9 protein-coding genes are annotated in these 13,155 nt (G+C 39.8%); 7 read left to right on the top strand and 2 right to left on the bottom strand.

All coding sequences use genetic code 11. From position 1 onward, the window contains the following. Positions 1–16 precede the first annotated feature (16 nt). Together M2R48_RS15530 and M2R48_RS15525 are read left to right on the top strand one after the other, a co-directional pair. On the top strand, positions 17–757 hold the full coding sequence (locus M2R48_RS15530) for a MotA/TolQ/ExbB proton channel family protein (protein ID WP_244013656.1): 741 nt from the start codon (positions 17–19) through the stop codon (positions 755–757). Then, positions 757–1,161, top strand: a complete 405-nt coding sequence (locus tag M2R48_RS15525; RefSeq protein ID WP_004717481.1) for an ExbD/TolR family protein — start codon at positions 757–759, stop codon at positions 1,159–1,161. The genes M2R48_RS15530 and M2R48_RS15525 overlap by 1 nt, the downstream gene beginning before the upstream one ends. Before the next feature lie 324 nt (positions 1,162–1,485). Here M2R48_RS15525 and M2R48_RS15520 read toward each other — a convergent pair whose 3' ends face one another. After that, entirely contained in the window at positions 1,486–3,075 is a 1,590-nt protein-coding gene (locus M2R48_RS15520; protein WP_151956366.1) for an ABC transporter substrate-binding protein, read from the bottom strand. A 283-nt stretch (positions 3,076–3,358) separates the two neighbouring features. Between M2R48_RS15520 and M2R48_RS15515 the strand changes: the two genes are divergently transcribed. The 5 genes from M2R48_RS15515 to M2R48_RS15495 all read left to right on the top strand — a co-directional run bounded on the left by M2R48_RS15515 (position 3,359) and on the right by M2R48_RS15495 (position 12,452). Further along, the gene (locus tag M2R48_RS15515) at positions 3,359–5,971 is read left to right on the top strand and encodes a TonB-dependent receptor (protein ID WP_262086656.1); all 2,613 of its coding nucleotides are present in this window, start codon (positions 3,359–3,361) and stop codon (positions 5,969–5,971) included. A gap of 262 nt (positions 5,972–6,233) precedes the next feature. Then, entirely contained in the window at positions 6,234–8,561 is a 2,328-nt protein-coding gene (locus tag M2R48_RS15510) for a TonB-dependent receptor (RefSeq protein WP_410004165.1), read from the top strand. A gap of 17 nt (positions 8,562–8,578) precedes the next feature. Further along, complete coding sequence (locus tag M2R48_RS15505; RefSeq protein ID WP_151956364.1) at positions 8,579–9,772, top strand: LLM class flavin-dependent oxidoreductase; 1,194 nt, start codon at positions 8,579–8,581, stop codon at positions 9,770–9,772. A gap of 399 nt (positions 9,773–10,171) precedes the next feature. Beyond that, positions 10,172–11,002, top strand: coding sequence for an alpha/beta fold hydrolase (locus tag M2R48_RS15500; RefSeq protein WP_262086655.1), 831 nt, complete (start codon positions 10,172–10,174; stop codon positions 11,000–11,002). A gap of 211 nt (positions 11,003–11,213) precedes the next feature. Beyond that, positions 11,214–12,452, top strand: a complete 1,239-nt coding sequence (locus M2R48_RS15495) for an NADH:flavin oxidoreductase/NADH oxidase family protein (protein ID WP_262086654.1) — start codon at positions 11,214–11,216, stop codon at positions 12,450–12,452. Between the two features lie 248 nt (positions 12,453–12,700). On the opposite strand, the gene M2R48_RS15490 is transcribed toward M2R48_RS15495, so the two are convergent. After that, positions 12,701–13,114, bottom strand: coding sequence for a MerR family transcriptional regulator (locus tag M2R48_RS15490; protein WP_244013640.1), 414 nt, complete (start codon positions 13,112–13,114; stop codon positions 12,701–12,703). Positions 13,115–13,155: the final 41 nt, after the last annotated feature.

Raw genomic sequence — 13,155 nt, 5'->3', positions numbered from 1 at the left:
TTAAGAGGATATCTACATGACAGACATAAATTCATTGATCCATGACGGCACAATTTGGTTATTGGTTGCTTTCTCCATCGTCACATGGGTGTTGATCGTGGTTAAAGTGGTACAGACACAAAAAGCCAGCAAGCAAAGTAAGGTCTTTGTTGAAGCATTTTGGAAAGCCAAAAATTTGCCTGAGGCAGTGACTCAATCACAACAAGGTGAAGGCCCTACAGCCCGTGTTGCAAATGCAGGTTTTCAAACCTTGATTGAGGCAGATGAAAAGACTCATCAAGATTTGCAAAACAGTTGGAGTCGTCAGGATTTATTAGAGCGTCATTTACGTAAGCAAATTTTAACTGAACGTCGTCAATTGGAAAAAGGTTCTGCATTATTGGCTTCGATTGGTAATAACGCACCGTTCATTGGACTATTTGGAACCGTGTTTGGGATTATTCATGCTTTACAGGCCATTGCACATTCAGGTAATGCAAGTATGGATGTGGTTGCTGGTCCAATTGGTGAGGCCTTGATTGCTACAGGTATTGGTATTGCTGTGGCGGTACCCGCTGTGTTGGCTTACAACTATTTCATACGTAAAGTTAAAACCATCGGTGCAGACCTAGATGATTTTGCTACTGATTTTGTCAGTTTAAATCAAAAAGCGGGCTTTCAGTTACCTGTCGCTAAGCCAAAAAATACCACTGGAAATACTGTAGTCAATCATGATGCATCCACTAAAGAAGTCAAAGAAAAAGGAGTGTTTGCATAATGGCCGTTTCAACCTCCCAAGAAGATGATGTGGTGAGTGAAATTAACATTACGCCATTGGTTGATGTGATGCTGGTTTTACTCATCGTGTTTATCGTTACAGCACCCCTGTTAACCAATACCGTGAAAGTAAATTTACCCAAGGCTGCACCGACGCAGTCAACGGATCAGAATAAAGCGGTTGTCATTAGTGTTAATCCGCAAGGAGAAATCTTCCTTGACAAGGATAAAGTAACTTTGGCAAGTTTTGAAAAAGAGATCCAGTCACGTAAAAACAGTAACCCTAAATTGGCTTTGAATTTAAATGCCGATGAGACCATTCCTTATGGGACAGTTGCAAAATTACTTGCCAGTATTGAGCGAGTAGGGGTAGAAAAATTATCCGTGATTACCGTACCCAAGTAGTCTTTGGATGCTGAATGAAATAGCTGCTACGGCAGCTTTTTTAGTGCCTAAAAATATGAGTAGTTAAAATTAAAACAGCGTTCAAATTTTATTACTTTGTATAAGCATGATTTATATAAGCCTGATTTTTATAAACTGAATGTGTACAAAATGAATGTGTTATTCACAATTTTGATCAGCAACATTAAGGTCGTTGTGTTGGGCAGCAATAGACGGGATGTACCATCAGAGCCCTATACTGAATTGACTTTTCGTCCTTGAAAAGTCAGAAGATCGCTGACTACAGTAGCCGCTTGATGGTTTTAAGGCTCTGTAAATTTTATTTTAGGCTTGATTGTTCCATAATTTCTCAAAACGCCACGTTGGGAAAATAGTGTGTTCTGCCGCTAATCCTCCGATCTGTTTCGATGCAGCATCTATGCTATGGCTAAAACCCCAAATCAGCATTCCACCGCGTTCATGTTGAATTTTTTGTGCCTGAGCCAAATACACTTTACGCTTGGCTAAATCGGGTTCAGCCAGTGCTTTATAAAACAGCTCACTATATTCTGGGTCTTTAAAGTTGACACGATTGGTTGTTGAAATTGGCGCATCATTCACTACAGCAGTGGATAAATACGGTGTACCCACGTTGGTTGCATTACTGGAGAATTGCCATTTACTCCGATCAGGTCCATTAAAGGTAGCTAAATCAACTTGTTTGACCCGAATACTGACATTGGCTTTCTTTGCTTGTTCTGCAAATATCAGGGCAGGTTGGGCGTTGCCAACGGGGGTAATCAGTTCAACGCTTAAGCCATCTTTAAAGCCCGCTTGAGCCAATAAATTCTTGGCTTCCGTAATGTCTTGTTGACGTTGTGGCAAATTTAGAAATGCTGGATCCTGTGGAGAATATAGATCATTGGCGATGCGTCCCTGACCGTTTAAACCCCGTTGTATCAGCTCTTGACGATCGGCGATTAAACGAAATGCTTGGCGGACTTTGGGATCATTAAATGGTGCCTGTTGAGTATTAAAGTCAAAACTATTGTGGGTATTGGTTTGAGAACGAACCGTTTGAATATGTTTTGCTTGCTCTAAAATTTTAATGTATTCAGGTGAAATCGCATTTGCAAGATCAATTTGTCCTGCCAATAATGCATTTAGTCGAGAAACTTGATCTTTAAAGTCAATGACTTCAAAACGATCTGCATAAGGCCGATCTGCTTTAAAATAGTTTTCAAACCGAGTAAAGACTGACCGTTGACCGGGGATAAATTCTTTGACTTTATAAGGACCTGCGCCCACAGGGTTATGAATGGGATCAAAATCAGTGGGGACAATACCGCCAAAATTGACCCAAGTTTCAGGCAGCGCCACAAAGCCAGCAATTGAACTAATAAAAGGAATGCGTACTGTATATTGATCTAATTTTTGGATACGATCACGATCAATCCATTGCACAAGATTTCGAAAAGGTGAGGCAAGCTTTGGATCTGTTAATCGTTGCAATGAAAAAATGACATCATCTGCGCTGACGGTTTTACCATGATGAAACTCTAAACCTTTACGCAGTCGTATGGTCCATTCGCTGGCATTATGATTAGGTTCTGCAAATTCAGCCAAAGCAAGACGAGGAAGCATGTTTTCGTCCCATTCCCAGAGCTTATTATAAATCGCAAAGCCACGGGTAATCCCACTTCCTGATGCTGAAAGGTGAGGGTCAAGGCTACCTGATTGTTGTCCACCAATCAGCCCTAATCGAATTGTTCCACCATGCTTAGGGGTACTGGAAAGTGAACTTTGGGAGTCAGCGCTAGGTTGTGGAGATTGTCCACAAGCAGATAAACCACTGATTAAAGAAACGCCACCGAGCGCAGTAAGACTCTGGGTTAAAAATTTTCGACGTGAGAGTAACAAGGTTTCATGTGTCATTAAAAATACTCAGTTAGAACATATCCAGAGGAGATTGCACAATGAATGCCAATTCTTTTTTATATTTTTCTAATATTTATCAATTAATTATAAGCGTTGTGTTTTTTGTCACTGTTGCTTTTTCAGCATTTCTGTTGAAAAAATAAACATGAATAAAAGTTGTATATCAATGAAGGTTATTTAAAAGTAATAAAAATCAATGTTTTATATTTGAACTTTGCCTATTTAAAGATTGGCATAGGCTTTGCGTAACGCAGTGTAAATTTATTTTACTGAGTGTGATATGAAACAGAACTTTCAATTAAAGCCACTGGTGATTGTGCTAGGGCTATTTGGGGCAATTTTTCCATGTGCTATTTTTGCTGAAGAAACCTCAGAGCAAGCCAAGGATTCTGATGGTGATGTAATTACCTTAGCTGATGTTGTGGTGACAGGAGCAAATAAAAAAACCACCATTCTCCCCAAGCGTAAAGTCACTTCGATTTATGGGACGGATAGTTCTGTATTAGATACCCCACGTGTCGTTTCACAAGTATCAGAACAACAGTTTCGTGAAGATGTTATTCGTAGTGCAGATGATTTGGTTAAGTATGCTCCAAGTATCACCAGAGGAGGTGGGCAAAATGCCAATTTCGCGCCACAGATACGTGGGCAAAATTCCGAAGTTTTTCAAGATAGCCAACGAATATACAGTACCCGACATCCGACCAATTTAAATGCCTATGAAGCTGCTGATATTGTTGCAGGACCAACGGGGGTAATTTTTGCACCAACCTCAGGTTCAGGGGGATATATTAATTATCTCACCAAAAAACCGAATTTTAATAAAGCAGAAACCACGATTTCGGGATCAGTGGGTTCAATTTATGCAGGGCAAGGTGCGGAGCCTAATTTCTCAGTCAGTATTGATCATACTGCACCTATTTCTAAAGAATTGGCATTTCGTGTCAGTGCAACAGCACAACGAACAGATGACTATTATGACAATGTAAAAAATAATTTTAATGCATTTTATGGTGCTTTGGCTTGGCGTCCAGATGACAGTCTACGGGTTGACTGGAATATCAGTTATGACGATTATTCAGATTTTAATGTGACGCATGGTTGGAACAGAGCGACACAACAATCCGTTGATCAAGGACTTTACTATAAAGGCAGAGCGACCCCGATTATTCAAAACGGTTCAAACTTTTGGTCTCCAGTCTTTGAGTCTGGTGCAGCTCACTCTAAAGTGATTGGTTGGCAAACTCGGCAGAAGAATGACAAAAATCAATATATTGCTGTAGGTCCAGTACAGACTTCTCCTTTGCCAAGTTCTACTGCTGATCAAGCGGGTACAATTCGAGGCTGGGTCTATGATCCATCAATCGCAGGCAATGGCTTAGTCAAATTAGATGATGATGTTTCTGGTCGGAGCGAAGATAAAAACAGTGCAAAGCGCTTTAGTACACAATTTAAACTGGTCAAAGATATCAATGAAAATTGGTCTGTGGCCAATAGTACGCTATATCAAAAGAGTCGTGATTTGGGTGATTCTGTTGGGAGTTTCTTTACCGATTTGGACCATGAGTTATTGGATAACCGCTTAGAGTTTTTAGGCGATCATGACTTTGAGCTATTGGGTGTCAAAATCAACAATAAAAGCAGTACAGGTGGCGCTTATCGGCATGAGAAATTTAGTTCTCTCGCAGCAAACAATAGTTTTAATATCAATCCTTATGATTTAACCAATGATCCATCACAGAAAAACCCGGGGGATTTATTGGGGTTGGTCAATCATGGCGGTTCGACTGGAAGCTGGATTGGGCAGGCTGGTGTTCCACAGTATTCGCAGTATTTTGGCTATTTAAATCTACCTCGAATGTACCCTGTGGGTCATGGCTTATATGCTGAAAAAGGCGGTTTTCCTCCCAATGGAGGTGGTGCAGTTTATACAGGAACAGGCTTTTGGGACACTTACAGCGTATTTACACAGCAAAATTTTACCTTTAATGATGTTTTTGGGATTAATCTGGGAATTAACCACAGTTCTATAAAAGCAAAATTAGAGAATCCACTGGTTTTAGTCCCTACAGATGTCCGCTCAGATTCCAATAAATATAGTTTGCTCAGCTATCAAGCCAGTACCTTTATTAAACCTACTGAAAAAAGTACCCTATATTTTACTTATGATAAAAGTACAGCTTTGAATACGGGTGTATTTGGTCCATTTTTAATTTGGGGCGCTGGAAATCAGCTAAATCCTTTGGCTTTTGACAGCCAAAGTGAATTAAAAGAAGTGGGAGTGAAATACGAGCCGATCACTGATCAACTTCTGTTAACGCTCAGTGGTTTTGAACAGAAGCGCGATTTATCACCTGATACCAATGGCAATATGGCGCGTTTTGAAATCAAAGGCCTTGAATCATCATTACGTTGGCAGCTACAAAAAAATATCGCGATCGGGGCAAACTTAACCTATCTCAATGCTGAATATTCTTCCATTATTCCGGCTGGTTTTTCACCTTTTGGTTTCCATGCAGACAATGCGACGGTATGGGGCGATAGCAATGCTTTAAACCAACGCAAAGCTGGACGTTATGATGCAGCAGGCATTCCTAAATATTCTGCAAGTGCTTATGTGGACTATCAGCACCAGTCAGGTTTTGGGCTAAACTTATCGGGCTGGTGGACAAGTAACTGGTATACCAATTTAAGTCAGACCGTAAAGGTACCCAATAATTATAATTTAGATTTGGGACTTTATTATCGTCAACCGCAGTGGACAGTGGGCTTAAATATTCTTAATTTGACCAATGAGCGTAATTTCGTAAATGGTTTAGCTGGTGCAAATAGCGAGTTTTTACAGCCAATGCGTCCATTGACGGTACAAGGACAATTTAGCTATAAATTCTAAATTAAACAGATTTTTATTTTTGATTACATTAGCCATACTTTTGTATGGCTTTTTATAAATTTATTCTTAGTAGATATCATTAAAAATAAAAAACAGCAAAATGTTGAAATAACAACAATACGACAATTAAAAATGTCTATCTATCAGCAAAAATAAATATTTTTTTTATAATTTTTTATATAACACTTTGAAAATATTTAAATAAATGGAATGGCACAAAAGTTGCCAATAACAAGAATAGATTTATTTAAATGGAGTCAGCATGTTTAAGGTTACAAAAATTAGGCAGAGTATTTTAACTGCTATGTGGGGCGTAACGGCGAGTGTTTCAACACTGGCTATTGCAAATGAAGAGATCGAGACTACACCAGCACAACAAGCACAGGTTGAAAAAGCCAAAGATGTCAAAAAATTAAGTGATGTGATCGTCACTGCACAATATCGGGCGCAAAATATTCAAAAAGTTCCAACTGCAATTACTGCTGTTTCGGGTAAGGACTTGGCTGCGAAAGGCTCTACTTTTATTGGGGATGTTTTAACCTATACACCAAATGCTGCAGCTGAAAACCCAGATGGGGATAGTCGTCCACGTTGGTATATTCGTGGTCTAGGTACGGGAGATGTGGCTGCATCGACAGTATTTCCTGTTGGCGTGTATGCAGATGGGGTTTATTTAAATGCGCCAGTTGCAGGTGCAGGTGACTTGTTTGATTTAGAGCGTATAGAAGTTTTACGTGGTCCACAAGGTACGCTCTATGGGAAAAACACCACTGCGGGTGCAGTCAATTATATTTCTAAAAAGCCTAATTTTTCAGATAAACCCAATGGATATGCAACCATTGGTTTAGGGGATCATAACCTGCGAACATTTGAAGGTACTGCAAACGGCAAAATTTCGGAAAATGTTGCGGTGCGCGGGGCTTTTTACTCTGAAGACCGTGACGGATATGCAAAGAATATTGCCAATGGTGAAGATTATGGCAACGTGGATAAAAAATCTTTTCGTTTCCAAGTGCTAGGCAAAATCAATGATGAATGGGATGCCTTGGTCAATCTACACAGCCAAACTTATAATGGTTTAGGCAGTAATGGTTCCTTAAGTGTGGGTAAATACTGGGGTATTTATGAAAGACCTAAAGGACGAGACACCAATTTAGATTTAGATGAAAACAATAAGATTCAGCATGATGGTGCGTCATTAACCTTAACTGGAGATTTGGGGAGCGGATATAGCTTTACTTCGATTACTGCCTTTGATAAGACCACACAAAAGTCGATTTCAGATGGTGATTACACCCCTTATGATGTCGCACGAAGCTATAGTGATAATGAATGGCGTCAATATAGCCAAGAGTTCCGTATCGCTTCTGATGCTGAAAAACGCTTAAGCTGGATCGCAGGATTTCATTATTTTAATGAGGATTTAGATTCCACTGGAGTCAGTGCACGTGTCAATAAAACATTGCCAAATGGCGCTGCTTCTCAAACTGCATCTACGCCAGCATTTAGAGATATAACCTATAACCAAGCCACTCAAAGCTTTGCACTTTTTGGTAACAGTACCTATAAATTTACAGATAAATTTAAAGTGACAGGTGGTTTACGTTGGACCAGTGAAGAAAAAGATATTGATCTCAATCTGACTCAGATCACAACGGGAGACTATACAAAAGGCAGTTGGTGGAAAAAAGATGGTTATAGCAATGCTGTTTATAACCCAACCCCAAATGCAAATGGGTCAACAAGTCGCAATAAAACTTGGAATGAGTTGACCTATGACATCACCCCAGAATATGAAATTAATCCTAATTTAAATACTTATTTTAGATTCGCACGCGGTTTCCGCTCAGGTGGATTTAACACTGGTTTATCCAGCAGTTTAACCCAACTTGCCGACGTGAATCCTGAATACTTAAATAGTTATGAACTCGGTTTAAAATCTACGTTATTGGACGGAGATTTAATCGCAAATGCTAATATTTTTTATTATGACTATAAAGATATTCAAACCAATTTACTGGTTGCAACAGAGGGACAAGGTGGTGGGGTGACCTCGGTTCTCGCCAATGGACCAAAAGCTGAAGTTAAAGGTGCTGAATTAGAATTAGATTATTCAGTGACTGAAAATCTACGTTTACGTTTTGCTGGTGCTTATCTTGACAGCGAATATACCGATTTCGTCGATAAAAACCCGGTAACCAATGTAGTTAATGCAGATAATACAGGCAACAGTCTAGTCCGTTCGCCAAAATACACCGTCGGTCTGGGTGGAGAATATACCTTTAATCTCAATGATGGTGCTCGTGTTGTTGTAGGTACAGATGCCAGCTACCGTGACCGTGAGTTTTTCCTCGTAAACCGTCAAGACTATTCGTTAGATCCAATCTTAAGCCAAAAAGCATATACCTTATGGAATGCCAATGTTGGCTACCATAGCGCAAATAACAAATACCAAGTCAATGCTTACGTTAAAAATCTATTGAATGAAGAATATCAAGTACATGGCCGTCCAAATGGTCCCGCTGGACAATATGTTTTAACTTATGGAAACCCACGTCAAGTTGGTGTTTCTTTGACTGCTAAATTCTAAGTTATACGGAGAACATCATGGGAATTGAATTTTTTACCCGTCTACCACTGCATGGTGAAGCAGAGTACTTAGCAGGTGATCCACGCAATCGTGGTGATTGGTCACGTGTCGCAGGTGTAGAAAATACTGGTGCAACATCGAATTACCAAGTTGGTGATGACTTTACCTATATCGACTATCTTAGCCAAGTGGCTCGTGCGGCTGAAATCAATGGTTTTGCAGGTGCGCTGATGGTGAATGCACCTACAGGTGAAGAACCGTGGACAGTGTGTTCCTTATTGGCAAGAGAAACCAAGCGTTTAAACTTTGTGACTGCATTCCAGCCTTATCATTTTAGTCCTTATAATGCAGTACAAAGTGCAGCAACGTATCAGCGTGCTACAGGGAATCGTTTGGTCTGGAATATTATCAACGGCGGCTCTGAGGTTATTCAGCGCCAAGTTGGGGATGTTACTCCGCACGATGACCGTTATATCCGTGCGACTGAATTTTTAGATGTGGTGAAAGGGTATTGGTATAATGAATCATTCCATTACCAGGGCAAATATTATTCTGCTGAAGGCGGTGGTTTAAAATACCCTCTGAATAAAGCTGAACTACCGATCATTTGTACGGCAGGATCGTCTGAAGCTGCTCGTGAGTTCGGTGCGAAGCATGCTGATTATTATTTAATGCGTGCTGAAAAACCCAGTGAAATTGCTGAATTGATTGCTGATGTGCGCAAACGTGCTGCGAGATATGGGCGGGATAATATTAAATTCGGCTTATCCATTGATACGATTGCACGCCGTAGTGAACAAGAAGCGTTGGCAGAGGCACAACGTTATTTGGATGAAGCTGCTGAAAAACAACGCTTACATGCGTCTGCTGCACATGCAGGTTTGAGATCGGCACGTGTATTGAGTTTTGAAAAAGAATATAGTGAAAAAGCAGGCAGTAAAAACGTCGATGATTTCTTTATTCATCCCAATGTTTGGTCAGGCTTTGGCTATATTGGTATTCCACCAGGTGTTGCTTTAGTGGGAAGTTATTCGCAGATTATCGAGCGGATTCAAGAATATAACAGTATTGGAATTGATCTGTTTTTCTTGGCGGGCTATCCACATTTAGAAGAAGCCTATCGCCTTGGCGAACATGTTTTACCTTATTTTAAAAAACAGCGTCAGGCATTACAGCGTATTTCTGAAGAGGCAAAATATCGTATTGCCTAATTCCCATTGTAACTGGTTAAAGCCAAGATTTTTAAACCAGTCTTGGCTTTTTATATCCATTTTTATCTTAATAAAAATACTGTGGGTTGTCGTTGAAGCCTTAAACAGAAAACTTGTAATGGTTTAAATCATGTAACGACATAAAGCCTCAACAATCCTATATAAAAAATAAAGCTGTTTTCTTTCAATAATAAATCCTGATATTTGCGTATTTTTATTTTTTATAGATTTACATTTCTGCTATCAGAAAATCACCAAAAGCATTGACCTTAAAGTTAACTTTAACCTTAGTATAGAATGACGATCCATACGAATCGTATCAAACATTGTAATTTACTGACATAAATGAGAACAGTAATAAGTTATTCAAAGTGTAAATCATACACAGGAGAAATTAACATGGCATATGTTACGACAAAAGATGGTGTTGATATTTTTTATAAAGATTGGGGACCGAAAGATGCCCCAGTATTATTTTTTCATCATGGATGGCCATTAAGCTCGGATGACTGGGATTCTCAGTTATTGTTCTTTTTAAATGAAGGTTTTCGTGTGGTTGCACATGATCGTCGCGGACATGGACGTTCAAGTCAGGTCTGGGATGGTCATGATATGGACCACTATGCCGATGATGTTGTAGAAGTGGTCAAACACTTGGGCATTAAAAACGCAGTACATATTGGTCACTCCACTGGTGGTGGTGAGGTTGTTCACTACATTGCACGTCATGGTGAGGAAAATGTATCCAAGGCCGTCTTGGTCAGTGCTGTACCTCCAATTATGCTGAAAACTGAAAAAAATCCGCAAGGCTTAGCCAAAGAAGTCTTTGATGACTTACAGAATCAGCTTTTTAAAAATCGTGCTCAGTTTTATCATGATCTACCTGCGGGGCCATTCTATGGCTTTAACCGACCAGATGCTCAACCTTCAGAACCTGTGGTATTGAATTGGTGGCGACAGGGCATGATGGGTGGAGCAAAAGCGCATTATGATGGAATTGTTGCATTTTCACAGACTGACTTTACCGAAGATTTGAAAAAAATCTCAGTGCCAGTTTTAGTCATGCATGGGGATGATGATCAAATTGTACCTTATGAAAACTCAGGGGTACTTTCTGCCAAACTGGTTCAAAATGGCCGATTAAAAACCTATAAAGGTTATTCACACGGTATGTTAACCGTCAATGCCGATGTAATTAATCCAGATTTATTGGCTTTTATTCGCGAGTGAACAGTTGTCGTTTGATCTAAAGCAGAATAAAAGTAGAGGCCTTGCGGCCTCTATTTTTTTATTAAAGTATCAGGTCGTTATTCTCTTATTATGATGTAAGTCTTTGAATAAAAATAGTTCTTAAAATAATAAAAATTAAATGTGAAAAAAGGATTGACATTAAAGTGAGCTTTAATCTTAAAGTAAGTCCATACTCTATGAGGCTATAAAAATGAACGTCTTTGAAAAATTAGTTTTACCCAATGGTACTCAGATTCCAAATCGTATTGCAAAAGCTGCGATGGAAGAGAATATGGCAGATCTCAATCATGCACCATCAGAAGAGCTCATGCGTTTGTATCAAGCATGGGCAGATGGTGGTGTTGGTTTAATCATTACAGGTAATGTGATGGTGGATCGTCGTGCGATGACAGGACCGGGTGGGGTGGTCTTGGAAGATGAACAGCATTTAGCGCACTTCAAACGTTGGGCGAAAATCGCACGTTCTCAAGGCGCGCAAGCATGGTTGCAGATCAACCATCCGGGTCGCCAAATGCAGTCAAATTTAGGTCAGCCAACGTGGGCACCTTCTGCTGTGGCTTTAGATTTAGGTAAAATGTCAGATCGTTTTAATACTCCAATTGAAATGACTCAAGCCATGATTGACGAAGTGATTCAACGTTTTGCCAATACCGCACGTTTGGGTGAAAAGGCTGGATTTACCGGTGTAGAAATTCATGCAGCTCATGGCTATCTACTCAGTCAGTTCCTTTCACCTTTAAGCAACCAACGTCAAGATCAATGGGGCGGTTCATTGGAAAATCGTGCACGTATTTTGATTGAGATTGTCAAAGCAGTACGTGCAGTGGTGTCATCAACATTTACAGTTGCTGTTAAACTGAATTCTGCCGATTTCCAACGTGGTGGTTTTAGTGCTGAGGATGCGCAGCAAGTAGTTAAAATGTTAAATGATCTGTCAGTTGATTTGGTTGAATTGTCAGGTGGCAGTTATGAAGCACCAGCTATGCAAGGCCAAGCCAGAGATGGACGGACTTTGGCGCGTGAAGCTTATTTCTTAGAATTTGCTCAAGAGATTGGCAAGGTTGCCCATATGCCGATTATGGTGACTGGTGGTATTCGTCGCAAACCCGTTGCAGAACAAGTCATTGACAGTGGGATCGATATGGTGGGGATTGCAACAGCCTTAGCAATCGACCCTAACTTACCCAATGCATGGAAACAAGGTCAGAATATCGCACCTGAATTGAAACCAATTCACTGGGAAAATAAAACCTTAGCTTCACTTGCCAATATGGCAACAGTCAAATTCCAGTTACAGAAGCTTAGTCATGGGAAAACACCCAATCCTAAGGTTTCACCTTTATGGGCCTTGATAGTACAACAGACAGAAACGACATGCCGCACACGTCAGTATAAAAAACGTATGCGTGAGTATTCACATTCAGCTTAAGTACAGTGCGTTGTTCAGATGTTGGATTTGATGTGATCCGACAGACTGTACTGCGGCTCGAAGACGCTTTACTTGATGCTTAGGTATGATCACCCATTAAAGTAATGATGAGAATACTGATCAATCTTTTTGTAGACTCCAAGGTTTGAACATCATAGATAATTTATCAATGACTTATGCACAATCATGAGCTTAAAGTAAGATTTAAGCTCAATCGCTTTTAGGATTAAGCGATAAGCTAAAGATGTTTAAATTTTATCATTGGCATAATAAAGATTCAGTAAACGGTTGGCGTTTTCTTCACAGGTGATTTCATCAGGCTTACTATTGATTGCAGTGATCATGCTGCGTAAGTTTTGCTTACTGATCAACAACTTTTGTTCTAGATCTTCAATATCTTTGATTTTACTTTCAAGTCGCCCAATCAGAATATTATGATCCCACTTGCCTACATTTGAAGGCAGGAAAGCTTTGATTTCAGCCAATGAAAATCCAACTTGTTGCGCTTGCTGAATTAAAAATAATTGTTTGAGGTCATTGTCGCTATATTCACGATAACCATTAGATTTACGTTTTGCCTTGGGAAGTAGTTTAATTTGTTCATAATAACGAATCGTTGGGGTACTCAAACCACTTTGTTTGGATAACTCGCTAATGTTCATTTTACTGACTTCCACTTGACATTAAAGTTAACTTTAGACTT

The organism is Acinetobacter sp. I-MWF, from assembly GCF_025433935.1.
In the GTDB taxonomy this organism is placed as follows: Bacteria; Pseudomonadota; Gammaproteobacteria; order Pseudomonadales; family Moraxellaceae; genus Acinetobacter; species Acinetobacter guillouiae.
Note: the sequence above shows the minus strand (reverse complement) of the source record. Positions and strands in the feature narration are given on the sequence as shown.